The organism is Mannheimia sp. USDA-ARS-USMARC-1261 (assembly GCF_000521605.1).
Classification (GTDB): Bacteria; Pseudomonadota; Gammaproteobacteria; order Enterobacterales; family Pasteurellaceae; genus Mannheimia; species Mannheimia indoligenes.
In genome coordinates this window covers 2,354,793-2,381,448 of sequence record NZ_CP006942.1, presented here as the reverse complement: position 1 = coordinate 2,381,448, position 26,656 = coordinate 2,354,793, and the positions used below count along the sequence as shown (strand labels likewise).

At 36.4% G+C, this 26,656-nt stretch carries 27 protein-coding genes and 2 pseudogenes; 19 read left to right on the top strand and 10 right to left on the bottom strand.

Annotated features, from left to right (window positions below; translation table 11 throughout):
* Positions 1-45 precede the first annotated feature (45 nt).
* From X781_RS11690 to X781_RS12580, 5 genes and pseudogenes are all read left to right on the top strand, one after another.
* Positions 46-706: pseudogene (locus X781_RS11690) on the top strand (TnsA endonuclease N-terminal domain-containing protein).
* Positions 699-2,618 (top strand): Mu transposase C-terminal domain-containing protein, encoded by a 1,920-nt coding sequence (locus tag X781_RS11685; RefSeq protein ID WP_025237005.1) that lies wholly within the window; start codon positions 699-701, stop codon positions 2,616-2,618. Before X781_RS11690 ends, X781_RS11685 begins: the two are co-directional and overlap by 8 nt.
* Positions 2,618-3,511 (top strand): TniB family NTP-binding protein, encoded by an 894-nt coding sequence (locus X781_RS11680; protein ID WP_025237004.1) that lies wholly within the window; start codon positions 2,618-2,620, stop codon positions 3,509-3,511. The genes X781_RS11685 and X781_RS11680 overlap by 1 nt, the downstream gene beginning before the upstream one ends.
* Positions 3,469-4,587, top strand: coding sequence for a TniQ family protein (locus tag X781_RS11675; protein WP_025237003.1), 1,119 nt, complete (start codon positions 3,469-3,471; stop codon positions 4,585-4,587). Before X781_RS11680 ends, X781_RS11675 begins: the two co-directional genes overlap by 43 nt.
* Positions 4,548-5,994: pseudogene (locus X781_RS12580) on the top strand (hypothetical protein). The gene X781_RS11675 and the pseudogene X781_RS12580 overlap by 40 nt, the downstream one beginning before the upstream one ends.
* A gap of 67 nt (positions 5,995-6,061) precedes the next feature.
* Here X781_RS12580 and X781_RS11665 read toward each other — a convergent pair.
* The 3 genes from X781_RS11665 to X781_RS11655 form a co-directional block, all read right to left on the bottom strand.
* Positions 6,062-6,952: an IS256 family transposase, variant Zn-binding type gene (locus tag X781_RS11665; protein WP_442914797.1), complete on the bottom strand. Its 891-nt coding sequence runs from the start codon at positions 6,950-6,952 to the stop codon at positions 6,062-6,064.
* A gap of 175 nt (positions 6,953-7,127) precedes the next feature.
* Positions 7,128-9,314 carry a S8 family peptidase gene (locus X781_RS11660; RefSeq protein ID WP_025237002.1) on the bottom strand — a complete coding sequence of 729 codons (2,187 nt, stop codon included), beginning with the start codon at positions 9,312-9,314 and terminating at the stop codon, positions 7,128-7,130.
* Positions 9,311-10,390, bottom strand: coding sequence for an AAA family ATPase (locus X781_RS11655; protein ID WP_025237001.1), 1,080 nt, complete (start codon positions 10,388-10,390; stop codon positions 9,311-9,313). Before X781_RS11655 ends, X781_RS11660 begins: the two co-directional genes overlap by 4 nt.
* Positions 10,391-10,864: 474 nt before the next feature.
* Here X781_RS11655 and X781_RS11650 point away from each other — a divergent pair, with 474 nt between their 5' ends.
* On the top strand, positions 10,865-11,788 hold the full coding sequence (locus tag X781_RS11650) for an IS256 family transposase, variant Zn-binding type (protein WP_038644066.1): 924 nt from the start codon (positions 10,865-10,867) through the stop codon (positions 11,786-11,788).
* A 401-nt stretch (positions 11,789-12,189) separates the two neighbouring features.
* Here X781_RS11650 and X781_RS11645 read toward each other — a convergent pair whose 3' ends face one another.
* The 7 genes from X781_RS11645 to X781_RS11615 all read right to left on the bottom strand — a co-directional run bounded on the left by X781_RS11645 (position 12,190) and on the right by X781_RS11615 (position 16,754).
* The gene (locus X781_RS11645) at positions 12,190-13,851 is read right to left on the bottom strand and encodes a hypothetical protein (protein ID WP_051411633.1); all 1,662 of its coding nucleotides are present in this window, start codon (positions 13,849-13,851) and stop codon (positions 12,190-12,192) included.
* A 101-nt stretch (positions 13,852-13,952) separates the two neighbouring features.
* On the bottom strand, positions 13,953-14,159 hold the full coding sequence (locus X781_RS11640; RefSeq protein WP_025236999.1) for a hypothetical protein: 207 nt from the start codon (positions 14,157-14,159) through the stop codon (positions 13,953-13,955).
* Positions 14,160-14,226: 67 nt separating this feature from the next.
* Positions 14,227-14,820, bottom strand: a complete 594-nt coding sequence (locus tag X781_RS11635; protein WP_025236998.1) for a hypothetical protein — start codon at positions 14,818-14,820, stop codon at positions 14,227-14,229.
* Positions 14,821-14,886: 66 nt separating this feature from the next.
* Positions 14,887-15,429: a tetratricopeptide repeat protein gene (locus tag X781_RS11630; protein ID WP_025236997.1), complete on the bottom strand. Its 543-nt coding sequence runs from the start codon at positions 15,427-15,429 to the stop codon at positions 14,887-14,889.
* Position 15,430: 1 nt separating this feature from the next.
* Positions 15,431-15,748, bottom strand: coding sequence for a hypothetical protein (locus X781_RS11625; protein WP_025236996.1), 318 nt, complete (start codon positions 15,746-15,748; stop codon positions 15,431-15,433).
* Positions 15,749-16,008: 260 nt separating this feature from the next.
* Positions 16,009-16,377, bottom strand: a complete 369-nt coding sequence (locus tag X781_RS11620) for a hypothetical protein (protein WP_025236995.1) — start codon at positions 16,375-16,377, stop codon at positions 16,009-16,011.
* 50 nt (positions 16,378-16,427) lie between these two features.
* Entirely contained in the window at positions 16,428-16,754 is a 327-nt protein-coding gene (locus X781_RS11615; protein WP_025236994.1) for an SEL1-like repeat protein, read from the bottom strand.
* 393 nt (positions 16,755-17,147) lie between these two features.
* On the opposite strand from X781_RS11615, the gene X781_RS11610 reads away from it, so the two are divergent.
* The 13 genes from X781_RS11610 (at position 17,148) to atpD (ending at position 26,643) form a co-directional block, all read left to right on the top strand.
* Positions 17,148-17,441 (top strand): type II toxin-antitoxin system Phd/YefM family antitoxin, encoded by a 294-nt coding sequence (locus tag X781_RS11610; RefSeq protein ID WP_025236993.1) that lies wholly within the window; start codon positions 17,148-17,150, stop codon positions 17,439-17,441.
* Entirely contained in the window at positions 17,441-17,866 is a 426-nt protein-coding gene (locus X781_RS11605) for a type II toxin-antitoxin system VapC family toxin (RefSeq protein ID WP_081732125.1), read from the top strand. Before X781_RS11610 ends, X781_RS11605 begins: the two co-directional genes overlap by 1 nt.
* 20 nt (positions 17,867-17,886) lie before the next feature.
* Positions 17,887-18,531: a 16S rRNA (guanine(527)-N(7))-methyltransferase RsmG gene (rsmG, locus tag X781_RS11600; RefSeq protein WP_025236991.1), complete on the top strand. Its 645-nt coding sequence runs from the start codon at positions 17,887-17,889 to the stop codon at positions 18,529-18,531.
* A complete protein-coding gene (locus tag X781_RS11595) occupies positions 18,507-18,719 on the top strand; it encodes a hypothetical protein (protein WP_025236990.1) in 213 nt (70 codons plus the stop codon). Before rsmG ends, X781_RS11595 begins: the two co-directional genes overlap by 25 nt.
* Positions 18,720-18,976: 257 nt before the next feature.
* Entirely contained in the window at positions 18,977-19,870 is an 894-nt protein-coding gene (locus tag X781_RS11590) for an IS256 family transposase, variant Zn-binding type (RefSeq protein WP_442914796.1), read from the top strand.
* Between the two features lie 302 nt (positions 19,871-20,172).
* Positions 20,173-20,511, top strand: a complete 339-nt coding sequence (locus tag X781_RS11585; protein WP_235068753.1) for an ATP synthase subunit I — start codon at positions 20,173-20,175, stop codon at positions 20,509-20,511.
* Positions 20,512-20,536: 25 nt separating this feature from the next.
* Positions 20,537-21,325: a F0F1 ATP synthase subunit A gene (atpB, locus tag X781_RS11580; RefSeq protein ID WP_025236988.1), complete on the top strand. Its 789-nt coding sequence runs from the start codon at positions 20,537-20,539 to the stop codon at positions 21,323-21,325.
* Positions 21,326-21,472: 147 nt separating this feature from the next.
* Entirely contained in the window at positions 21,473-21,727 is a 255-nt protein-coding gene (gene atpE / locus X781_RS11575; RefSeq protein ID WP_025236987.1) for a F0F1 ATP synthase subunit C, read from the top strand.
* A gap of 58 nt (positions 21,728-21,785) precedes the next feature.
* Entirely contained in the window at positions 21,786-22,256 is a 471-nt protein-coding gene (atpF, locus tag X781_RS11570; protein ID WP_025236986.1) for a F0F1 ATP synthase subunit B, read from the top strand.
* A gap of 13 nt (positions 22,257-22,269) precedes the next feature.
* On the top strand, positions 22,270-22,803 hold the full coding sequence (gene atpH, locus X781_RS11565; RefSeq protein ID WP_025236985.1) for a F0F1 ATP synthase subunit delta: 534 nt from the start codon (positions 22,270-22,272) through the stop codon (positions 22,801-22,803).
* 12 nt (positions 22,804-22,815) lie between these two features.
* Positions 22,816-24,357, top strand: coding sequence for a F0F1 ATP synthase subunit alpha (gene atpA, locus X781_RS11560; RefSeq protein ID WP_025236984.1), 1,542 nt, complete (start codon positions 22,816-22,818; stop codon positions 24,355-24,357).
* Between the two features lie 25 nt (positions 24,358-24,382).
* Positions 24,383-25,249, top strand: coding sequence for a F0F1 ATP synthase subunit gamma (atpG, locus tag X781_RS11555; protein ID WP_025236983.1), 867 nt, complete (start codon positions 24,383-24,385; stop codon positions 25,247-25,249).
* 20 nt (positions 25,250-25,269) lie between these two features.
* On the top strand, positions 25,270-26,643 hold the full coding sequence (gene atpD, locus X781_RS11550) for a F0F1 ATP synthase subunit beta (protein ID WP_025236982.1): 1,374 nt from the start codon (positions 25,270-25,272) through the stop codon (positions 26,641-26,643).
* Positions 26,644-26,656: the final 13 nt, after the last annotated feature.

The window sequence follows — 26,656 nt, the reverse complement described above, 5'->3', positions numbered from 1 at the left end:
ACTGTCAAAATATATTAAAAGATACCAATAAAGGTCAAATTATTTATGAATACAGAACCCACTTTCCAACAGGTTCGTAAGATCAAACCCACACGCCTTAGCGTATCAGGTTTACTCCCTTTTAAAGATGGAGTGAGTATTCCCTACGAATCTACACTTGAACGGGATTTTCTTCTCTATTTTACTTATATGCCAGGTAGAAGAAATTGTTTCTCAACCTACTCGTATTCTGTTTGTGAAAAATGGAATGACTTACCCTTACACACCTGATTTCTTCATTCGTTTCAATGATGGACGACCATCACTTTTGATTGAAGTAAAACCGAAATCAAAATGGCAAGAGCATTGGCATGATTGGAAAGAAAAATGGAAAGCGACAATGGCATTTAGCAAAAAGAACGAGTGCATCTTCCATATTTATGATGAAGATAGAATTCGTCACCTTGCGTTATTTAATATTAATGCAGTACAGCGTTACAAGCGATTGCAGTGCGATCCTGAAGATATTGAGGCGGTACTTACTCAAGTTAAATTACACGGCAATACAACAATAGATTTTCTACTTTCTCGATTATTTACAGGTTCACTTTATCGAACCAAAGGGTTACAGATTATCTATCACTTATTAGCAACCAAGCAACTGACTTGCAACTGGTTTGAAGCATTATCTGAATTTACCGAAGTTTGGGGGTATTCAAATGACTAGGGGATTTATTCATCCACGCTATCACGGTCGATTAGAGCGTGGTCGTCTTATTTTGAAAAAAGGCAATATTTATGTAAATCGTGAAGATGACGAACAATATGAGTTGATTGAGTATTTAGATGAAGATGCACAAGTGATGATCCGAAATCTTCATACTCGCCAAAGTAAGATTGCTAGTGTTCATCAGCTTGAGAATTTAAAAGTGAATGAACGCGAAGATGTTTCGGTTGATTTAAGCGCAATCAGTGATGAATACTGGGAAAAAGCGTTAGAAAAATACGAAATGATTAAGCCGTTGCTTAATTATGAGCAACATTGTCCTGCTTCTGTAAAAGAGCGAGCAAAAGAAGTGGGTGTGAGTGATCGAAGTCTATATCGTTGGATCCAAGCGTACAAATCTCTCGGCTCTATCGCTGGTTTAGTAAGTCGCAAGCGTGGCTGGGCAGAAGGTAATTCTCGTTTAAGTAAAGAACAAGATGAATTAGTAATGACAGTTATCAATGAGTTTTATTTACATAAACAACGCCCAACGATTGAGCAGACGATTCGTGAAGTACAGCGTGTCGCCAGTCAAAAAGGGCTTGATAGCCCAAGCCGTCGCACAATTCGACAGCGAATTTTGCGTGTTTCGGAAGAAGAAAGGTTGCGTAAACGTGGACAGAAAGAGAAAGCGAAAAATAAATTTACGCCAAAGCCAAATAGCTTCCCTAACGTAGATTTTCCTTTGAGTGTAATTCAAATCGACCATACACCTGTTGATTTAATTATCGTAGATAATCAGTACCGAAAACCGATTGGCAGACCTTATTTAACATTGGCTATGGATGTATATAGCCGAATGATTACTGGCTATTACCTTTCGCTTGATGCACCATCGGTAACATCAGTTGCTATGTGCATTGCTAGCAGCATTTTGCCGAAAGAACGACTATTACTGGATAACAACGTGAAAGGTGAATGGGCAGTATTTGGTTATCCGAATAAGATCCACGTTGATAATGGTGCAGATTTCCGTTCACTTGATTTATCAAAATCTTGTGAAGCACATGGTATTGCCCTTGAGTTTCGTCCTGTTGGTCGTCCAGAGTTCGGTGGACACATTGAGCGCGTTATTGGCACATTTATGAAAGAAGTTCATGGCTTGAGTGGTACAACATTCTCGAATACGAAAGAGAAAGATACCTATCAATCAGAAGCTGAAGCCGTAATGACCTTAGATGAATTTGAAACATGGCTTATTAACTACATCGTAAACGTATATCACAAACGTGTTCATTCTACGCTAGGTATGTCTCCTGTTCAGAAATGGCGATTAGGCATTTGGGGCGATAAAGATCACATTGGTTGTGGTCATCCACAATTGCCTGTTGATGAACAAACATTATTACTTGATTTCTTGCCAAGTGAAAAACGGACTATTCAGCATAATGGCGTGACAATTGATGGTTTACGTTACTACGATGTAGCACTCAATATGTACATCAATGATTCAGATGAAAATGGTAAGAGTAAGGAATTTTTATTCCGTCGAGATCCTCGTAATATTGGCAAGATTTGGTTCTACGATCCGACATTGAAACGTTATTTCCCGATTCCGTTTGCAGACCAATCTTTACCTGATATGAGCATTTGGGAATACAAACAGGTTCGTCAGCTCTTGAAAGAGAAAGATGAAAAACTGATTCACTCGCAGCAGATTCACGATGCATTAACTGAAATGCGCAAGCTGATTGAACAATCTGCACATCGGACTAAGAAAGCTCGCAGACAGGCTCAACGGCAGAAAGTCCATGCGAAAAGCAAGGTGGTGCTCCCAACAAGTTTACCCGAAAGCAAACCAACAGAAACAGTCAAAACACCTGCTTCTAACTTGCTTTTAGATAATGATTTCACATTTGGGGAGATTGAGTAATGGAAAAGCAATATGAGTATGTTCACGAAAAATTCCGTCATTTAGTGACTGCAAGCAATCAGGAACGGATTAAGTTTTTAGATGAACCACGTTGGGTAGATTATGCCGTTGCAAATAAGATCATTGATAATTTGGTTTCCTTAATGAATAAGCCGAAACGCCCTCGTATGTTCAATTTGTTGGTAGTCGGTGATTCTAACAATGGTAAAACGACGCTTATTCGACACTTTTATGATTTGTACGGCATACCTTTTGTGGACAGCCAATCAGACGGCGTGAGCCCCATTATTTTGGCAGAAGCACCGCCGAGTGCAAATGAAAAAGAGCTTTATATCTCGTTATTGGAACGTTTTTATATTCCTTATCGACCAACGGACAGTGTCGCTAAATTGCGTTATCAGACGATTCACTTATTCCGTGAATACAAGGTAAAAATGCTGATTATTGACGAATTTCATTCGTTGCTTGTGGGAACACCGCGTTTGCAACGCCAAGTAATGAATGCGATTAAAATGTTGTGCAATGAATTGCAAATTCCGATTGTAGGCGTAGGCACAAAAGATGCAATCCGTGTTTTACACACCGATCCACAGCATGCCAGTTGTTTTGATGTAGCGGAGTTGCCAATATGGAAATTGGATAAGGATTTTCAAAAACTACTCTTCCAATTTCAAGGTATTTTGCCATTAAAGAAATGTTCTAATCTACAAGCGCCAGAGTTAGCAACAAAGATTCATACGATCTCAGGTGGCAACTTAGGCAATGTGCATTGTTTATTAACCGTATGTGCTGTTGAAGCGATTACAAGTGGGACTGAGCAAATTACATTAGACATTATTGAGCATAATTCATGGGTACAACCAACGCAGGGCTTACGAAAAATTATCGGGTAAAATCAGGGGTTATCCGAACTCCACTTTATCCGAATGAAAGCATCAGTTCGTGGCTTATTCATGCTGCCTTAGATTGCGGTACGGAGCCGATTACGTTTACAGGGTTTTATTGGGATAAGTGGCGATTATGGACCTATGATTTAGATAGAGGATTTGAACCGATAGCACCGCAGATTTATGAAGATATTACAGCATTATCACTTAATCAGCAGGTAAACTTAGCCAGTCATTCGCTTTATTCCGTGTTGAAACCAATTAACGGAGAAAACACGCTTATTAAAGGTCAAGCGAAGTGGGTAATTTCAAGAGGTTCACGCAATCGCTCATTCCGAGTCGGTCAATCTTATTGCCATTGTTGCTTAGAGGAAACGCCTTATTTGCGTAATGAATGGCGGTTTGCGTGGCACTTTGGTTGTTTGAGACATCAGGTTTTATTTGAATCTAAATGCCCTTGTTGTGGCAAACTGTATCAACCTCATTTGCTTTCCGCAGAAAAACGACAATTAAATTACTGTCATCAATGTGGTGAGAAATTACTGGTTGTAACAACACCGCTTAATGAAGTAGAAATCGTAACGATGGAAACGCTTAATTATGCGTTTACGATTAATTCAGGTGAATGTTTTGGAAAACGTATGGATGCGCAAGTGTACCTTGCTATATTGCGTTATTTCATCAATTTTATTCGGCGTGCAGCGGTTGCAAAATCTACCCATGCTTTTGCTAGATTTGTGGAACAATGTGGTATTTCTCAATCGGAAATATGCCAAACTAAAACCTCCCTTGCGTTTGAGCAACTTCCTGTTGAAGAACGCAATAATTTATTGGTAAACGCGGTAAAAATCCTTCAACTTTCTTATGAGGATATTGTTCAAGCTATTCAACAAAGCGGTATAACACAAAAGGCATTCACCTTTGAAAACTATCCTGCGGAGCTTAATATACTCTTTAAATATGCACCAGAAGGCAAAACCATGAGCCGTAAAACAGTAACCAGTAAACATAAGACTGATTCTGTTTTAAGTCTAAACCGTCAATGGGAACGCTTAAAACGGCAGTTAAAAATTGCAGCATGAAAATCACCAAGATTCGTTCTCAAAAGAGAAATAGTTGTTCTATTTGTGGCAAAGCTCAAGTAACACGCAAGTTCCAAGAGGAATATTATTGTGCGAATTGCTATGCCCAATGGTTTAAGAAAAAGACTTGTAAGCGATGTGGACAACTAAAGCGTATTCACCGCGAGGGCGAACTTTGCCTTGAGTGTGAAAAATTAACGGATTGCGTACGCTGTGGTAAAACCGCAGGTACATTTAAAATCGGTATGATAAGTCGTTACGGTACGGTATGTAGTTCTTGCACTCGTTATTTCCGAGAGGAAATAGAATGCTCAGAATGTGGTAAAATAGCACGCGATAGATACCGTTCACCAATAGCGAATGAATCGTTTGCAGTGCTATCGCCGACATACCTTTGCTACTTGCAAGAATTGCCATCGTTATCGTAAAGTTCATAATCAAGAAAAACAATTATGCAAGAAATGTGACGAACAGTTAGTTTCAACTTGCCCGAAATGTAAAAGTGAAATGCCGTCTGGTTACGGTAATGTTTGCCCTGATTGTGCAAGACGAAGTTTATTGTTTAATATGATTCGTCTGAATGGACATATTTTGCATAATAAGGCGGTTAAAAACGCCTACAAGACGTTCATTTTCTGGTATATGCGAAAATGTGGTATTAGCGTAGCTTTGCATAAAGGGGCTGATTTTATGCGGTTCTTCATTGATTGTGATGAAATTTGGCAAAAAATTCCTGATTATGCGGAGTTAGTTTCGCACTTTAAACCAAATGGATTGCGTGCCAATTTAACTGTATTACGCTGGTTGCTTGATACCAATCAGATTATTGTTGATGAAGTGTTAAAAGATGATTTAGCTGAATTAGAACGCATACAAGCTCTTTTTAATAAACTCAAAGAGTCCGTGCCTTGTATCGCGAGTTACTATCAGAAATTGCAACGTCGGTGTGGTGAAGGTAAAGTTTCAATTAAATCAGTGCGATTAGCTTTGCAACCTGCGATAGATTTAATCAGTGTTAACAATATTACGGATTACCCGACACAAGATCAGCTAAATCAATATTTAGTGGAAAAATCAGGGCAAACTGCGGCAATAACAGGCTTTATCAATCACTTGAAATCGGAATACCATCGAGTGCTTGAAATCGATTATAAGCTGATTCAGCAAATTAAGACTAAACAACTTAAAAAACATTGTTCTCAGCGCTTAGTAGAACTCTATAAGCAAGTCTATTTAACCCAAAGAGAGCGAATGGAGCTAGTTTCTGTTGTGTTGTACAGCTTATACGGCACTACAATAAAAATGCCAACGCAGGAGAACATCATCAAGATTGATAAGGTTACTTATTATTGTTACGAAAATAGGAATTATTTCTTACCAGAGGAAATTTATAAGCGTGTTGTTTAGTATTTTAGGTTTGGAAAATATCGGCATAGTAGACAAAATAGTTGCTAACCTTATTTTTTTGATTAGGTTAGTAGCTTTTTTTATTCAAAAAATCCTTTATAAACATCAACTTATGCTTTTTTGTTAATCCATTGTGATTATTTAATTTCTGCTTTAAGTCTTTAAAAAGACTTTCCGCTCTATTTGTGGTTCTTTCAATATTTAGCTCAGGGTATTTCTCGAAAGTAAATAAATAATCGTGATATCGCTTTAAACTGGCATAAGCTCCCCTTATATTTCGATGTTTATAAGGGAAATAACCTCTCGCATTTGCTATATCTGAACGTTCATTTAAAAAATTCTGATGTTTTAAATACCAATTGTGTAGTTCCCTATAAAATATATTTTTCGTACTCTTTGTTAAAGTCTTAACAAGAATTTTTAATTCCTTTCCAGCTTGAGATTGGTGTTTTCTGCCTAATTTACGCATCACTATCGCAATCATATGAAACGGGCACATTTGTGTCGAGGTATTGAGTAAATCTTTTAATAATCCCCTCCGACCATCGCAGGTAACTGATTGAATGATATAGCCTTTTTCCCTCAACTGATTGAGAGCTAACTGATAATAAACATCTTTTTCTGTTTTTACAAAACGATGATAGATTACCTTCTTTTTCAGACTATTAATTAAAACCAACACGCCAAATTCTCGACCAAAGAAAGTGGTATCCATAATAATATTCAGATATTTTCCCTCTATTATATTTGGCTGGCTTTTAGGGGCTTTTTCAATATATCCCTGAATGGTTCTCACCGAACAATGATATTTTTCAGCAAGTTGTAGATAAGTCTGTTTTCCTGTCGTGTAATCAGACCAAATTTGAATAGCGTTTAATTTCTTTTGAAAGGTAAAGGTTTTATTACATTGATTGCAATAATGGCGTTGAATATTATTTTGCTTACCGTGCTTCTTTATATTCGTACTTTGGCAAAATGGGCAGTTTTTTATTCATTTTTCAAAAATAAGGCTTTAAGCCACTTTTTAGCAACTATTTTGTCTACTATGCCTAATCTGAAATAATATAAAAAAGCTGAATAGTGATATTCAGCTTTTTATTATGTATAGTCATTGCATTAAAATGTTTAATATATTAAGAATGATGTAATACAATTTGTTGTTGTACCTGAATTGGTTGGAGTGTTTGATATCTCTGTCTTATCATATTATATAGCTCTGGCATTTCCTCTGCAGATAATGTTACAACTAAAACGTAAGGTAAATCTTCCAGTTCATCTATATGAATAGGCATACCACAATCTCTTCCATGATAAATTATGTCAAAACATGGAGTTGTTAACTCGTTAGCCTTAAATTTGTGTTCACTTCTTATAGTGTTCTCCCACTTATGAGCATTTCGTTGTTCACTTTCATCCATATAGATACGCTTCTGATTAAAAAATGGAAATGTAAGTCCTGGAGTATCATCAGTGCTTTTTCTCATAATAACTTCAAGTCCGCTTCTTGTATAATTAAGCGAGTGTTCGGGATCTACCGAAGTTGAAAAACAGAACGTCGCCCTTAAAGTTACACTTCCTTGTATAGGTATGTTTGGAATTGGAATTAAAGCTCTCATATATTGAGATGGTTTGAGTATTCCCTGGTAAATAACTTTTACTTCATCATCACTACAATAGATAATATCATTAATATCATTAGGAAAACGTCCCCATCCAATTTCATGACGCGAAAAATCCTTAGGTTCTGCATGGTGTACGAGAAGAGCTTTGGCTGTTAACGGTGTGATGTTATATTGTAAAAATGTACTTAAAGCTATTGCTTGCCGTAATACTAACGGGGCAGCAAAACTAGTACCGGCATTATTTACTATTCCGTTAATCATCGGACTATATATTTGAAATGGTTCATCAGCGTGTCCTCCAAAAGCAACACCATCTGGTTTTATATATCCTGGGCTTCTACCTGGACCAATGCAACTATATAAACATCTTTTCCAATTATCTGATAGAGAAGTTGCCGCACCAACGGATAATCCATTAACTAAATCTGAAGGTGGTTGAATTCTGTTCAGTGGCTCTTGTAAATGCCCGTCATTGCCAACGGCAACGGTGCAAAGTGCTCCACTTTTAGCAAGAAGTTCCTCAAGAGTTGAAGTCCATACATGAACATCATCGTCGTCAATCGGGAGCTTAGGACCTAAACTTAGGTTTATATAATCATATTTCTTTTTCTCTAATACCTTTTTTATACGGATAAGAACATCAAATAAATCCATATCAGTATTATTAATATCCGAGTCTAACACTCGATAATGATCTATATTACAATAAGGTACACTGAGCTTTTTAGTATTATTCATAACACCAAAAAGAACTGTAGATGTGACATCTTGCCCATGAGAAAGTAATTGCGCACAGGTGTTACCATTCCCAAAAGTATGTTCTTTAACCCAAGGAGCAAAATTATTAATTCCTAGTCCTCCATCAAATACTGCGACTTTTAAATCTGGATTTATAGCTCCTTCTGAAGGAAGGCTAAGAGGGCTACTATTGGTAGGTGAACGCAACATTATAGGATCATTACACCGTAATTGAGGCAATTCTCTTAAGGTCCTGAGAAAAGAGAATTCTGCGAGTTTCAATGCCATATTTTTACTAGCTTTAGCCGGTATAAATGTTAATCCTTTTACGCTTATGCTTCTTTCTCTATCTATGAAAACGTCATTTTGTTTTGCAAATTCCTCAAAAGCATCAACAATTCCTGAAGGGGTATTAGGTGTATGTAAAGCTATTTCAACAGTTACAATCTTATCATTATTAAAACTTTTAATTTTATCGGAAGTAGTTAATGTAGATATATTTTCTAACTTAATAAAATCATCTTTTAAGGTTTGATTTAGTGTATCTTTATTTAATGTATCAATAAAGTCCTGAAAATTTTCTTTTTTACCAGACACATAAATACAGGCGGTCGTATATTCTTCTCTACGCCCTTTCTTTTTAATATTTTTTCTAGGTTTAATACTAACTGCCTTACTGCCTATACTTTGAAGAGAAAATTTCTTTAATAACTTAATTGGAAAATAACTTTTAGCTAAAAAAGCTGGATGAAGAACAAATTTTACCACCGCTCTTCCCTCTGGCATTGCAAGTGGTTGTGTGTTATTAATTTCAGAAATTATTTTATTTAGCTGCGCAACAATAACAAGTTTGTTTTCTTCATATGTATACGGTTTATTTTTTAATCCTCCAACCGACTTTACTATCACGGGGCTAGTAAGTGTTTCCCCATAACCAAGAAGCATATTTTTATTATTCATTTTTGTAATCCTTGTTCTTTAACAATTTTTTGTATTTGAGATCTTGAAATTTCTAAGTCTTGTGCAATTTTTCGTTGAGAAATATTTTTTGACAACATCGCTTCAATAATATTTTCCAGTAAAACGTTACCACCTAATAATTCATTAATTAATGATGCACTGAAAGTTTTTTTTTCTATGATGGAATTTTTTTTAGCTTGATTGATAGCTCTTTCTATTATGGCATAAGAAACATCATGTAATTTAGTTGATATATAATCTGACAGATTATTACTAATATCTTTAGATATCAGATATTTTTTAATTAGCTCTTGATTCGGAAACTCAAAATCAATAATACTGTCAAACCGTCGCCAAACAGCTGGATCTAGAAGTTCTGAATGATTAGTTGCTGCTATTAGGACAGATTGCTTAGGCCATTCGTCAATAGCTTGGAGAATCACGGTTACTAATCTTTTTAATTCACCGACATCAGTTGTATCGTCTCTCTTTTTAGCTATTGAATCAAACTCATCAAGTAATAATACACATGGAAAGGATGAAGCATAATTAAGTACAGCTTTAATATTATTGCCAGTTTTACCTAGATAACTACTCATTACACTAGCGAGATCTAAAGTTAAGAGAGGTATGCCAAGCTTATGAGCAATCCATTTAGCAGATAATGTCTTACCTACTCCTGGCGGACCGCTTATGAGCAAAGATGTAGATGGATGTAGCCCACTTTTATGTAAGGATTCTTTCATTTCCCACTCAGCTATAAAGCGATTTAACTGAGTATTTACTTTTTCTGACCATATAGGAATTGTATCCATAATTACCGGATATACTTCAATTAGTAATTTTTGTCTGGTATCAGCATCCACAGGAGAAAATTGGGGAGAGAATGGTTGCCCTCTTGCAACAGCATTAGTGTTTGAAGCGAAAATTAAAGATTCCAATTCCTTTGATAAGTCAGGTTGTTCTTTCTTTAGCTTTTTAGCTATTACTTTTAGCCTCATCAAAAGACTATCTTTTTTCCCAGTAAGAGCATCATTCACTACATCAATAAACATTTCATTTATTACATCAGCCATAAGTTTACAAAAATCCTCATAAGAAAAACAAATTTTGCAAATTATAACCCAAAAAAAACAAAATCAAAGCCACTTTTATTTATTTTTAGCTAATTTTTAACCGCTTCATATTAAAGTTGAGCCAGTCTTGTTTTTTCGTCAAGATTATAGTATTCAACTAATCCAAAAGTCGTTGATAGATTGTTTTTGTTAAAATTAGTGATAGCTCTTGATTGTAATAATGTAGCAAACAAAATTATAATACATAACGTAATCTCTCATATCAGCCACTGTGTGACTTAACGTCAACTAACCATCCTTTTGTATAATAAATCTCTATTTATGTGCTGATAATAGGCTGGCGTTTATTGTTAGTTTTATCTATGCCTAGATTTAAGAAATAGTTTTGCGATGTAAATCGCAAAAATGATATTTTGGCATAGTAGACAAAATAGTTGCTAAAAAGTGGCTTAAAGCCTTATTTTTGAAAAATGAATAAAAAACTGCCCATTTTGCCAAAGTACGAATATAAAGAAGCACGGTAAGCAAAATAATATTCAACGCCATTATTGCAATCAATGTAATAAAACCTTTACCTTTCAAAAGAAATTAAACGCTATTCAAATTTGGTCTGATTACACGACAGGAAAACAGACTTATCTACAACTTGCTGAAAAATATCATTGTTCGGTGAGAACCATTCAGGGATATATTGAAAAAGCCCCTAAAAGCCAGCCAAATATAATAGAGGGAAAATATCTGAATATTATTATGGATACCACTTTCTTTGGTCGAGAATTTGGCGTGTTGGTTTTAATTAATAGTCTGAAAAAGAAGGTAATCTATCATCGTTTTGTAAAAACAGAAAAAGATGTTTATTATCAGTTAGCTCTCAATCAGTTGAGGGAAAAAGGCTATATCATTCAATCAGTTACCTGCGATGGTCGGAGGGGATTATTAAAAGATTTACTCAATACCTCGACACAAATGTGCCCGTTTCATATGATTGCGATAGTGATGCGTAAATTAGGCAGAAAACACCAATCTCAAGCTGGAAAGGAATTAAAAATTCTTGTTAAGACTTTAACAAAGAGTACGAAAAATATATTTTATAGGGAACTACACAATTGGTATTTAAAACATCAGAATTTTTTAAATGAACGTTCAGATATAGCAAATGCGAGAGGTTATTTCCCTTATAAACATCGAAATATAAGGGGAGCTTATGCCAGTTTAAAGCGATATCACGATTATTTATTTACTTTCGAGAAATACCCTGAGCTAAATATTGAAAGAACCACAAATAGAGCGGAAAGTCTTTTTAAAGACTTAAAGCAGAAATTAAATAATCACAATGGATTAACAAAAAAGCATAAGTTGATGTTTATAAAGGATTTTTTGAATAAAAAAAGCTACTAACCTAATCAAAAAAATAAGGTTAGCAACTATTTTGTCCACTTGGCATAGTTTTTGCAAAATCAGCAACTATTTTGTCTACTATGCCTCAGATTACTGTATCAGTTGTAATGAGCCTCCCACTATACGCTCTCACATATATCATCTGTCGCTAATGTACTATTCTTCTTATCTATTCGATAACTGAATAAACGATGTTGTACGGATGGAACGTTTATTTGTATTTCTGTATTGATGTTGATTATAAAGTATTGCCGTTTTGATAATCATTGTTATTATCATAGACGGAACTTGAAATAGCCAGTAACATTAGCAAAACTGTTTTATTTATTATTATTTCCTAAATTTTAGAGTAATTTTTTAATACCATTCCAAACCCAGTTATTATTCGTTTTTTTAGCTTCTCAATGTCTAAATGATGACATTTTTCCATCTTTAGAATCGATGTAGTCGCTACTTACCCCCCCACTTGATACTATATCAGCAAATATCTTAAATAAGTTCCCATTTTGACTATAAAAATTGCTATCTCCTGATAGAAAATTTTGGATATTTTGAGGTTCATAAACCACACTACTAAAACCAGAATTCTCTTTTTCAGGGAAACTTAATACAAAGAATGTTCTTCTTTGCACATCTACGCGCAATATCAATGCTATTGAAGGGTAAGATTGTTTTAAAGATTCAAGCATGTCATCTAATGAAACCAATATAAAGTTATCACTTTCATTGAATCCCCGTTTAGGTGTGTACCAATAAACGTTAGCATTCTGCTCATGACGTAGCCTTTTAGCATGTTTCCAAACTCTTTCTAGGCGTGATTTGCCTGCTATTTCATCGGTATTTGGTATATCATAGAAACAGTTAGCAATACCTGTAAGACCCGTTTCACCTGTGCTGTAATTTTCTGGTGCATTATAATTTAATAGCTTGACTTTGCCATTCTTTAGATTCTCTTGAGCTAGTTGAATACGATTTATTTCTCGTTGCTCACCGAGTAAACTCAAATATTCGATAACGTCCGCTGTCACAAGATTATTTACGTTATCTAATGATATATCTAACTTCTCAAGTTCATGTTCTCGTTCTTGTATGCGTGTTCTGTATTGAATTTTACTACTATCTTGTCCTTGACCATCTTTGATTACAGAATGGTAATAAAGATTAATTGGTTTGCCTTGAGGTTGGCTAATTCCTGTAATCTGGCAGCAAAGCACGGAATTTCCTAACTCAACACCATAGAATGAAAGCGTGATAGGTTGGTCGTGCCAACAAGGAATAAGATACTTCGGTTTTTCTTGATCTTTAGAAAGAACAATTCTTGTCGATACATCTTTTACGACTGCCTTTGTATAGGTATCATATTTAAAATGATAAAGAAATACCGCGTCTTTCGTAGAAAGATTATTCGGAATAAATACACCTTTTTCTTCAAAGGATTCATTCAGGAGCAGTTTCTTTTCAACTTTATTCCAATTATCCGTAATTAAGATGCGTTTTAACTCACTTGAATAACCGTAATGAGCCATAAAAAAGAGTAATGGATGGACGATATAGGATTTATTTTCACCTTTAGTCTTGATAACAAGTAACTGATTTCCATCCCTTTTGAAACTATTCAAATAAGATGAATGAACATATTTGTCTGCTTCAAAAGGGTGTGATACCTTATCCGTCCAAAGAGGTTTATAAGTCAATCCTTCAATTTTTGAAAAAGTAACTTTAAACTCTTTAAACTTGAATTTATATTCTGATTCGCCATTCTTCCAAATACTGCCGAATGGAACTTTATGCAGGTAATTGATAGGTAAAGCAATCCGAAAGAAACTTTGACATTCTTCACCTGTTTTCTTGTTTATATAGGTAGGATTGGTTAAATTGATAAAAGTGACTTCAACGAGTGTTTTAGATTTATCTAGAGAAAGACGATTTTCATACCAAGTGGCAACATACTCATGCTCTTTATTGTAAAAACCACGGAGAGGTTCACCTTCAAAATACTTCTCTAAATTAAGCGAACAACGCCAGCGAACTTTCTCTAAATTATTTTCGTTGAAATATGACATAATCCACTTCCTTTTCAGTCACTTAAATAGGTAAGTAGATTATAAATGATTTGGATTATAAGGCGACAATTATTTGTATCGTTTGACAGTTATTTGTAATTTTAACAATACCTCTCGCCGAGAGTGTATTGTGCGAGAACCCCTCCCTGTTCAGCGAATTGTTTGAGTTCTGGAAAAGCAGCGGAAGTGTCTTCCTGTACGATTACTTCCAATAAACGAAGGAAGCCTTTGCTATCGGTTTCAGCAAAGCTGGATTGGGCGATGCCGAAAGAGAAAAGGGCGATAAGTAGAGATTTTTTGAAGTTCATTTTGGGTTCCTTATTGATAAAAGTAGTGTTTGAAAAATTCTCGTATAGGGCTAAATTTTACGATCAGCTAATCGTTACAATCTAGGATCTGTTTAGCCGTTGTTTTTAAGCTATCGAGATTTTTTGGATTACGTTTGTATAAATCCAAAAAAGTATTTAAATGTAATTCCAGCATAAACAATGGAGCAGTAGCCAAGTTGAAATTTTGATTTTGCATAACAAATAAAACAGAATGTTTTTGTTCAGCAATTTTTTTATTTAGCTCAACTAATTCTTTTTGGCTTTTTTCTATTTGAGGAACAATATTGAGTATTGTCATAATAGGGTCGTAGCGTTCATTTACAAAATTTCGTATTTCACTGCAACGTTCATTTAAACGATCAGAAAATTGTGATAATTGCTCTATTACTCCTAAATAGATTTTTTCGGCTAGTGGCAAATTATTGGCAAGAAATTGCTTTTTGGCATAATCTGCACTTTGTTTGGCGTAACAGGCAGCAAGTAAAGTGCCTATAACGATTAAAATAGTACAAACAGCCACTATCCAATCAGTTATTTTATATTCGTCTTTGAGCAAAATGTGCCAATCGGTAATTCCGCAACCAAACAGCGTACCGATTAGCACACCTAAAATAAGTACAATGGTATTTATACAATTCATTGGAATAGTGATTATTCAGTAAATGGATAAAGGGCGAAACCTTTCACCCATAATTTAATTAGAAAATTAACGCACACCTTGTTCATCAAGAATGGAATAGTTGTTACATCCACCTGAATTTCCATTATCACAAGCCTGTCCAAATAGCTGTTTAGCTTTGGATACATCTCTTCGTACTCCTTTTCCTTTGTAATACATCAAGGCGAGATTGAATGGTGCTTTTGCGTCTTCCTGTTCAGCGGCTTTTTCATACCAGTAAGCGGCTTGTGTATCGCTTTGGGCAACGCCTTTGCCGTTTCCATACATCAGGCCTAGATTGAATTGTGCGGCTGCGTATCCCTGTTCTGCAGCTTTTTCGAACCAGTAAGCGGCTTGTTTATCGCTTTGGGCAACGCCTTGTCCGTTTGCATACATCAAAGCGAGATTGAATTGTGCTTTTGCGTCTCCCAGTTCAGCCAGTTGTTTGAAAAGCGGAAAGGCAGCGGAGTAGTTTTGTTGCTCGTAAAATTGAGCAGCACGGTCAAATTTTTCTCTATTGGTTTCAGCAAAAGCAGATTGGGCAATACCGAAAGAGAAAAGGGCGATAAGTAGGGATTTTTTTAAGTTCATTTTAATTTTCCTCATTAAGGGTTATTTTTGTAAAAAGTGGTTTGGTTATTCCAAGTCGGGTACTAATTCTAATAGGCTTACGGTGGTGAAATGAAATGCGGGCTTTAACATCATTTCTAAATTGGTCAGAATTAAGAAAACCATTTTGGTATAAGTGTAAAATCGGGTTGATAATGTTTTCGTCTGTAATTTCTGCTTTATTTGTCGGCATTTCATCAAAAGCAATTAAATCTAATACCCAGTCATAAATAAAACGTTGATAAAAAGCAGCAGACTCGTCATCTTGATATTCAAGTGAGCGGATAAATTCATTTAACATTTCGCTAAAATGGAATAAATAGCGTTCAGTAAAAAGCGGATCGGTAATCGCTAATTGACGATAATGGTGAATTAAGTCAATGCGGTGTTCTAATGCCGGAGAATAGTGCTTAGTTTGATGTTCTTCTGCTTTAAGATGAAACCAATACAGAGAACGTGCGGTATTCGCTAATAATGTTAAATAATGGTTTGATTGCTCTTTTAAAATTGCGTGTTTAATCCATTGCTGATAAGGGCTGTTTATCTGGTTATGTAAATAAGCTAAAAAGCGTTTTTCGCTAAAATTAACGTCTGAATATCAGGCAAATTTTCAAATTGAATATGATATTCGTTGAGTTGTTCCTTTATTTTACTTAATTGTGCGTTGGCGTGTTGATGTTTTTCAATAAAACCTAAATAAGAAAATATCGCACTGATTGCAGGAATAGCCGCCCCAGCAGTGAGCGTTACACCTAAAAAAGCAAAAAGTGCAGAATTTATTTCCCAGAGTTTATTTGCATCGTAATGTTTGATTAAAAAGGCAAGCGAAAAGACAAACAAGACAATTAAACTTACGGAAAATAAAATCACCCACCAAATTTTTATGGAATGATAAAAGTGTGATATTGGCGTATTGTTATTGGCAGACATCATTAAACCTTAAAAGGGCGAAACTTTTCACCCATAATGTAATCAGAAAATTAACGCACACCTTGTTTATCAAGCTCTGCATAGATTTTACAGCCATTAGTATTGCTATTATCACAGGCTAAGCCATAGTAGTATTTGGCTTTGGATTGATCACGGCGAACGATGCGTCCTTCATTGTATGAGAACCCAAGCCGCATTTGTGCTTGTGCGTATCCCTGTTCAGCCAGTTGTTTGAAAAGCGGAAAGGCTGCGGAGTAGTTTTGTTGTTCAGTAAATTGATAAGCACGGTCAAATTTTTCTCTATCGGTTTCTGCAAAAGCAGATTGGGCAACGCCGAAAGAGAAAAGGGCGATAAGTAGGGATTTTTTGAGGTTCATTTTGGGTTCCTTAATTTAAATAGCGTTTTCGATATGATGTCTTAATGCTTCTAACTTATTGAAGTCGGTTGGGATTTCACAAAGAAAAGAAGCAATGCGTTCTAATTCTGCAAGTGCGGTTTTGTTGCCTGCAAATAGGTTTTTTATCTCTTCGAGTGGCGTTTTTTATCCTTAAATATACTGATGTTTATCCAGTTTTCGCTATTCTCTATCAAGAAAATAGACAGTATACTGTCTATCCTAATAAGGATTGCTAAGCAGCTTGCTCGGTATTAATTCGTCTATTGAGTATAATTTATACAGGTTAAAGGACTGTAAGCGGTGAAATTTTCACGAAAATTTGCAAAAATCACTACAATGGTTAAAATGTAGTGATTTTTATTAGGAGGACTTATGGCAATTACAATAACTTCTCGAGAATTTAATCAACACGCAAGCCGAGTATTGAAAATGGCGGAAAAAGAGCCGGTGTTTATTACTAAATGGGGCAAAATTGTGAGCGTGGTGTCGAGTTATGTGGATTATCAGCAAAGCCAAAAAACGCAAGCAGAGCCAAGTTTTGCACAGTTATTTTCCGCCAATGAAAATCACGCTGTAATAAGTGATGATGAGTTTGAGGATTTTGATCGAATTTTGGTAGATGTTCGTAAAAATAGTCGCCATCGTCCAGTGGAGTTTGATGAGTAATGAAATATCTGTTTGATACCAATCTTGTTTCGGAGCTTTATAAATATCGTAATGGCAAAATTAACCTCAATGTGGAGAATTGGTTGCAAGGGATAATACCAAGTGAAACGGCAATTAGCTGTATTACCCTGTCGGAAATTAAAACCGGTATTTTATTGAAAGCCCGTAAAGATACCAAACAAGCCTATCATCTTGCTCAATGGTTGAAAAACGAAGTGTTACCTGCTTTTGAAAATAGAGTGTTAATCGTTGATAGCGAGGTGGCATTATTAGCGGCGGAATATCATATCTCGAACAAGATGGATTTAAATGATGCCTACATCGCCGCCACTGCCAAAGTCAATCATCTCACGCTAGTTACTCGTAATGTGAAAGATTTTGCCGGTTGTGGTATCAAACTGATTAGTCCGTTTGATACCGAATAAAGAATAAAGGAATTTGCAAAATGTTAGAAAAATTAGACCGCTTGTTAGCTCAAGCAAACATAAATCTACCCGATCAACAAAAAGCACAGTTAGTGGATTTTGTACGATTATTGGATAAATGGAACAAAGCCTACAATCTCACTTCCGTTCGTAATCCTGATGAAATGTTGGTTAAACATATTATGGATAGCCTTGTCGTGAGCCAACATTTACAGGGCGAAAAGTTTATTGATGTAGGAACAGGTCCGGGTTTACCGGGGATTCCGTTGGCGATTATTAATCCTGATAAACAATTTGTTTTATTAGATAGCTTGGGTAAACGTATTACTTTTATCAAAAATGCGTTGCGTGAGTTGGGAATTCAAAATGTGATTCCAATACTCAGCCGTGTGGAAGAATATCAAGAGCAACAATTTGACGGAGTTCTGAGTCGAGCCTTTGCCTCGCTTGATGATATGGTAAATTGGTGCTACCACTTACCGAATGAAAACGGTAAATTTTATGCATTAAAAGGCGTGTATGATGAAACTGAAGTGCAAGCGGTGAAAAAGGATATTGAATTGGTTGAAGTTATTGAATTACAAGTGCCAGAGTTGATCGGTGAAAGACATTTAATGGTGTTGAAATTATCAAAATTGCCGTGCCAGATGGCGAAAAAACATTAAATGCTATAGATAATTTAGCCGGCGGAGCTCACCATAGTGCTTTCAGTTTGGATATTGATGCAGAAATGTTACGCACATTCGCTGAATATTTCGGTATTGAGTTCATTCACATTAATGAAAATACGGAGTTACCGCAGCTTAAAAATGAATTACGTTGGAATGATTTAGCTTATAAATTTTCTAGATAAGTAATTATTGATAATAAGCGGTTGTTTTTGGCTTATTTTTTACAAAGTTCTCAAAAGAATATTGTAATATGTTTGTAACAAAATGACCGCATTTACTTCCCTTATTCCCTTCAAATCAACCTTGTCTTTCTATATATTCCTCGATCAAATTTTTTACATTTTTGGGTATAGTGGACAAAATTGAGTCTGTAAATTAGGTTAAAACCTTGTAATATAAGGCTTTAACCTACTTTTTATAAAAATGCCTAAAAAATTGCATTTTCTGCTCATCTTTTAATCTCAAAAAATACGGTAAAATTAACGGTATCCAACGCTATAAATGCCTTGATTGTAACCGTAACTTTGTCGCATCTAAGCGACTTAATTCCGAAGAAATTTGGTTTAAGTACAGTTCTCAAAAACAAACGATTCAACAACTTGCTTTTGAATACCAATGTTCTGAACGGACGATTAGAAGGCATCTCGAAAAAGCGACAAAAGCCGAGCAAAAATCTCTTCCTCAAACAGTAAATATCGTGATGGATACCACTCACTTTAAACAACGTTTTGCTGTACTTATCCTAATGGATTCCTTATCTTTAAAGCCGATTTATTTTCGCTTTATTTCTGCGGAGAAAAATCAATATTATTTTGACGCTATCTCAGCGTTAATTGAAAAAGGAATTAACATTCAATCAATTACCTGTGATGGAAGAAGAGGATTATTAAATGCTTACCCCAATATTCCTACCCAAATGTGCCACTTCCATCAAATCGGGCGAGGTATTTTTTATTTAACAAAATCACCAAAATCAGAGGCAGGAAAAGAGCTACTATCGCTTTATTACTCACTTAAATTTCAAACACAAGAGACACTTACTCTAGCCCTATCTGTATGGTTAAATAAACATAAAGGTTATTTCAATGAACATTCTGCAACCAACCCAAAACGATTTAAACATAAGCGATTACGGAGTGCTTATTGGGGTTTAAAACGTAGCATAAACTATCTATTTACCTATCAAGCGTATCCCGAGTTAAACATTGCACATACAACCAACTTGGTGGAGTCATTTTTTAGACAAATGAAAGTCAAATTAGTGCCACATCAAGGACTAACTGATGAACATAAGATGATGTTTATAAAGGATTTTGTTTGCCAAAAGAGTTGAAAATAAAGCCATAGCAGACTCAAAAATGTCCACTATGGCTAGTTCATTGGGAAATCAGACTCAATTTTGTCCACTATCCCCATTTTTGTAAAAATCGGAGTTTTTTTTCAAAAATGTGAAGAATGACTCATTTTATGAAGTTTTAGGTTGCAACTCTTAATTTGTAAAGTATAATTTCTCGTTGGATTTCCATTGATTCAACAGTGGCTAATTATTAGCCTGTTTGTTAAGGTAAACTTGTTCAAAAAGGGTAAAATGTGTCTGCTGTAATCAATAAAGCAAAATCACAATATCGCAGAGCGTTGGGAATTGAAGCGGGAGCTATTTTAGTTTTAGCTTTTATTCTTTTTTTGTGTAAAGGGAATATTGCAGTTTCCTTTCTTGCCGGAGGTATCTCTAGTTTTGTGCCTCACTGTGTTTTTGTGTATTGGGTTTTCTTTAGAAATTCTGCAAAAGATCGGACAAAAATGACCGCTTTCTATTGGGGAGAAGGGTTTAAATGGTTAGTTGCAATCATTTTAATGATAGTGAGTTTTACCTTAATTCCTCATTTCCAATTTTTAGTATTTTTTGTAGGTTATTTTTTAGCACTGTTTTTAAACATTGCATTGCCGATGTTCTTGAGTCGGAAATCAACATAGTTTTTTAATTTTGAAAGGATAAATTATGGCTGGGTCTACCGCAGAATATATCACTCACCATTTGACGTTTTTAACGACAGGTGAGGGATTTTGGAATGTGCATTTAGATACCTTATTTTTCTCATTGGTAGCAGGTGCTATTTTCCTTTATTTTTTCCGCAAAGCAGCAAAAAACGCAACAACAGGCGTGCCGGGTAAGTGGCAATGTTTTGTTGAGATGATTATTGAATGGGTAAACGGTGTGGTTAAAGAGAACTTTCACGGTCCTCGCCACGAAGTAGGTCCATTAGCATTAACCATCTTTTGCTGGGTATTCATTATGAATGCTATTGACTTGATCCCGGTTGATTATCCACCTCAATTAGCAAGTTTGCTAGGTATTGATTATTTACGTGCAGTACCAACAGCAGATATTAGTGCAACATTGGGTTTATCAATTGGTGTATTCTGCCTAATTATCTACTACACAATCAAATCGAAAGGTTTTGGTGGCTTTGTAAAAGAATATACGTTACACCCTTTTAATCATTGGGCGTTTATTCCGGTAAACTTCTTATTAGAAGTGGTTACTTTACTCGCTAAACCAATTTCTCTTGCTTTCCGTTTATTCGGTAATATGTATGCAGGTGAGTTAATCTTTATTTTGATTGCTGTAATGTATATGGCAGAAAGCATAGTACCTCAAATGTTGGGTGTGCCGCTTCAAATTGTTTGGGCTATCTTCCACATTTTAGTTATTACGCTTCAAGCATTCATCTTTATGATGCTGACAATCGTGTATTTAAGTATTGGTTATAATAAAGCCGATCATTAATACAAGCGGTTAAAAAATCTTAATTTTTTACAATTTTAAATTTTGTAGAGTGATTGCTCTGTAAAACAATGAAATGAAAGGCATAAGCCTTTGATATTTAACTAACCTAGCCTTTGGCTAAATTCCTCAACCTTTATGGAGAACATTATGGAAAACGTAATTACCGCAACAATTTTTGGTTCAGTAATTTTATTAGCTTTCGCTGCATTCGGTACTGCGATTGGTTTCGCATTATTAGGTGGTAAATTCTTAGAATCTTCTGCTCGCCAGCCTGAATTAGCAAACAGCTTACAAACTAAAATGTTTATCGTTGCAGGTCTTTTAGATGCTATCTCAATGATCGCTGTGGGTATCGCATTATTATTCATCTTCGCTAACCCATTCATTGGTTTATTAGGCTAATCCCTATAAATAATAGGCGTTACCTTCGGGTAATTTAACTAACTTTATAGGAGGCGTTGTGAATTTAAATGCAACACTAATTGGTCAGCTTATTGCGTTCGCACTCTTTGTTGCGTTCTGTATGAAATATGTATGGCCACCGCTAATTCGAGCGATTGAAGAGCGTCAAGCAAATATTGCTAATGCTTTAGCTTCTGCCGAAAAAGCGAAACAAGAGCAGGCTGATTCTAAAGCTGCTGCAGATCAAGAAATCCTGTTGGCAAAAGAAGAAGCACAAAAAATTATTGATTTGGCAACAAAACGTCGTAATGAAATTTTAGAGTCTGTACAAGCAGAGGCTGAAGTTGAACGTCTACGCATTATTGAACAAGGTTATGCTGAAGTAGAAAGCGAACGTAAACGTGTTCAAGAAGAGCTTCGTCAAAAAGTGGCTGCATTGGCTGTTGCCGGTGCTGAGAAAATTGTCGGTCGTTCAGTGGATGCTGCAGCGAACAACGATATTATTGATAAGCTAGTTGCAGAACTATAAAAAGGTGGGGCAGATGTCAGAATTAAGCACAGTAGCTCGCCCCTATGCTAAAGCGGCTTTCGATTTTGCTTTAGAACAAGGTCAATTGGATAAATGGCAGGAAATGTTGCAATTTTCTGCAGCTGTCGCGAATGATGAGCAAGTAGCTGATTTCATCAGTTCATCACTTGCAAGCGGTCAAATTTCTGATACGTTTATCAATATTTGCGGCGAACAATTAGATCAATATGGGCAAAATTTCATTCGCGTTATGGCTGATAATAAGCGTTTAGCGGTATTACCTGCTGTATTGAATGCATTTTTAGAATTAAGAGCAGAGCACGAATCAATAAAAGATGTTGAGGTTGTTTCTGCAGATAAATTAACAGATGCACAAGAAGCAAAAATTGCCAATGCGATGGAAAAGCGACTCGGAACAAAAGTACGTATTACTTCATCAATTGATAGTTCATTAATTGCGGGTGTAATCATTCGTTATGATGATGTGGTGATTGATGGTAGTAGTCGTGGACAGCTAAACCGCTTGAGTCAAGAGTTGAGCTTGTAAGAGGAATAAAAAATGCAACTAAATTCAACAGAAATTAGTGAATTGATTAAAAAGCGTATTGCCCAATTCAATGTTGTGAGCGAAGCTCAAAGCACAGGGACAATCGTTTCGGTAAGTGACGGGGTTATTCGTATCCACGGCTTATCAGATGTAATGCAAGGCGAAATGATTGCATTACCGGGCAATCGTTATGCGATTGCATTAAACTTAGAAAGAGATTCTGTCGGTGCGGTTGTAATGGGACCTTATGCAGATTTAGCAGAAGGTATGGAAGTACAATGCACAGGTCGTATTTTAGAAGTGCCGGTTGGTCGTGGTTTATTAGGTCGTGTAGTTAATACATTAGGTCAGCCAATTGATGGTAAAGGTGAAATCCAAAATGATGGTTTCTCGCCAATCGAAGTGATTGCACCGGGTGTTATCGATCGTCAATCAGTAGACCAACCTGTTCAAACCGGTTATAAAGCGGTGGACTCAATGGTTCCGATCGGTCGTGGTCAGCGTGAGCTTATCATCGGCGACCGTCAAACCGGTAAAACTGCATTAGCTATCGATGCGATCATTAATCAACGTGATTCAGGCATTAAATGTATCTACGTTGCGATCGGTCAAAAAGCATCAACTATTGCAAACGTAGTGCGTAAATTAGAAGAGCACGGTGCATTACAAAACACTATCGTGGTTGTAGCATCTGCATCTGAATCTGCAGCATTGCAATACTTAGCTCCTTATGCAGGTTGTGCAATGGGTGAATACTTCCGTGATCGTGGTGAAGATGCGTTAATCGTTTACGATGATTTATCTAAGCAAGCTGTTGCTTACCGTCAAATTTCATTGTTATTACGTCGTCCACCGGGTCGTGAAGCATTCCCGGGTGATGTATTCTATCTACACTCTCGCTTACTTGAGCGTGCATCTCGTGTAAATGCAGACTATGTAGAACGTTTCACTAACGGTGCGGTGAAAGGTCAAACAGGTTCTTTAACTGCATTACCGATCATTGAAACTCAAGCTGGCGACGTTTCGGCGTTCGTTCCAACCAACGTAATTTCGATTACTGATGGTCAGATTTTCTTAGAGTCAGGATTATTCAATGCTGGTATTCGTCCTGCGGTAAACCCTGGTATCTCGGTTTCTCGTGTTGGTGGTTCTGCACAAACTAAACTGGTGAAAAAATTAGCCGGTGGTATTCGTACCGCACTTGCACAATATCGTGAATTAGCAGCGTTCGCACAGTTTGCATCAGACCTTGATGAAGCAACACGCAAACAGCTTTCACACGGTCAAAAAGTAACTGAATTACTTAAACAGAAACAATACGAGCCAATGTCTGTAGCACAGTTAGGTTTATCGCTAGCAGCAGCAGAATATGGTTATCTTGATGATGTGCCTGTTGAGCGTGTAGGTTCGTTTGAAGCTAACTTATTAGCATATGCTCAAAGCAACTACGGCGAGTTTATGCAAGAACTGTCAAAATCTGGCAATTTCAATGATGAAATTAAAGATAAATTGAACGAGATTTTATCTGGTTTCAAAAAGAACAGTGCTTGGTAATCTAACTTTTTAGCGGAGAAAAAATATGGCAGGTGCTAAAGAGATAAGAACCAAAATTGCAAGTGTTCGTAATACGCAAAAAATTACCAAAGCGATGGAAATGGTTGCTGCATCAAAAATGCGTAAAACCCAAGAGCGTATGTCGGCTTCTCGCCCTTATGCAGATAGCATTCGCAAAGTAATTAGCCATATTGCCAAAGGTAACATCGAGTATCAACACCCGTTCCTCATCTCACGTCCGGTGAAAAAAGTGGGCTATTTAGTCGTTTCAACTGATCGCGGATTGTGTGGTGGTTTGAATATTAACTTATTTAAAACCGTTTTAAATGAGTTAAAAGAAAAAGATGATCAAGGTATCAAATCTGAATTAAGTTTGGTTGGAAACAAAGGTATTTCTTTCTTCAACCCAATGGGATTAGAGATTAAAGGTCATATTAATGGATTGGGTGATACACCAACAATGGAAAATTTAGTTGGTATTGTAAACGGTATGGTAAAAGCCTTCCGTGATGGTGAGATTGATGAAGTTTACGTGGTATATAACCGATTCGTAAACACAATGTCGCAAAAACCGACAGTACAAAAACTACTTCCATTGCCGGAACTTGAAAATGACTCATTAGGACAAACAGGTTCTTGGGATTATATCTATGAACCAAGTCCACAAGCGTTATTAGATAACTTACTTGTACGTTATTTAGAATCTCAGGTATATCAAGCAGTAGTTGATAACCTAGCCTCTGAACAAGCAGCTCGAATGGTTGCGATGAAAGCGGCAACGGATAACGCAGGTAATCTGATTAATGAGTTACAATTGGTGTATAACAAAGCTCGTCAAGCAAGTATTACGAATGAATTAAATGAAATTGTCGCGGGTGCCGCAGCAATTTAACAATGAATAGAGGAACGGTAATGGCAACGGGAAAAATTGTACAGATCATCGGTGCGGTAATCGATGTTGAGTTTCCGCAAGATGCAGTACCAAAAGTTTATGATGCATTAAAAGTTGAAACAGGCTTAACGCTTGAAGTTCAACAACAATTAGGTGGCGGTGTGGTACGTTGTATCGCATTAGGTTCATCTGATGGTTTAAAACGTGGCTTAAAAGTTGAAAATACAAATAAAGCGATTGAAGTACCTGTTGGTACAAAAACGCTTGGTCGTATTATGAACGTATTAGGTGAGCCAATTGATGAAGCAGGTCCAATTGGTGAAGAAGAACGTTGGACAATTCACCGTGCAGCACCAAGCTACGAAGAACAAGCTAATAGCACAGAGCTTCTAGAAACCGGTATCAAAGTTATCGACTTAGTCGCTCCGTTTGCGAAAGGTGGTAAAGTTGGTCTGTTCGGTGGTGCGGGTGTAGGTAAAACCGTAAATATGATGGAGTTAATCCGTAACATTGCGATTGAGCACAGCGGTTACTCTGTATTTGCGGGTGTAGGTGAGCGTACTCGTGAGGGTAATGACTTCTACCACGAAATGAAAGACTCTAACGTATTAGACAAAGTATCACTGGTTTACGGTCAGATGAATGAGCCACCAGGCAACCGTCTGCGTGTAGCATTAACCGGCTTAACAATGGCGGAGAAATTCCGTGATGAAGGTCGTGATGTGTTATTCTTCGTAGATAACATCTACCGTTATACTCTTGCAGGTACTGAAGTATCAGCACTTTTAGGTCGTATGCCATCTGCGGTAGGTTATCAGCCGACTCTTGCAGAAGAGATGGGTGTATTACAAGAGCGTATTACTTCAACCAAAACAGGTTCTATTACTTCTGTACAAGCGGTTTACGTACCGGCGGATGACTTAACTGACCCATCACCGGCAACGACTTTCGCTCACTTAGACTCAACAGTGGTATTAAGCCGTAACATTGCATCTCTTGGTATTTACCCTGCGGTAGACCCATTAGACTCAACATCTCGCCAATTAGATCCATTAGTTGTTGGCGAAGAACACTATAATGTTGCTCGTGGTGTACAAGGTACATTACAACGTTATAAAGAGTTAAAAGATATTATCGCAATCTTAGGTATGGATGAGTTATCGGAAGATGACAAACGCTTAGTAGCTCGTGCACGTAAAATTGAACGTTTCCTTTCACAACCATTCCACGTTGCGGAAGTATTCAACAGTGTGCCGGGTAAATTCGTACCGTTAAAAGAGACAATTCGTGGCTTTAAAGGCATTTTAGAAGGCGAATACGACCATATCCCGGAACAAGCGTTCTATATGGCGGGTTCAATTGACGAAGTGGTTGAAAGAGCAAAACAGATGTAATTGTTCTTAAACA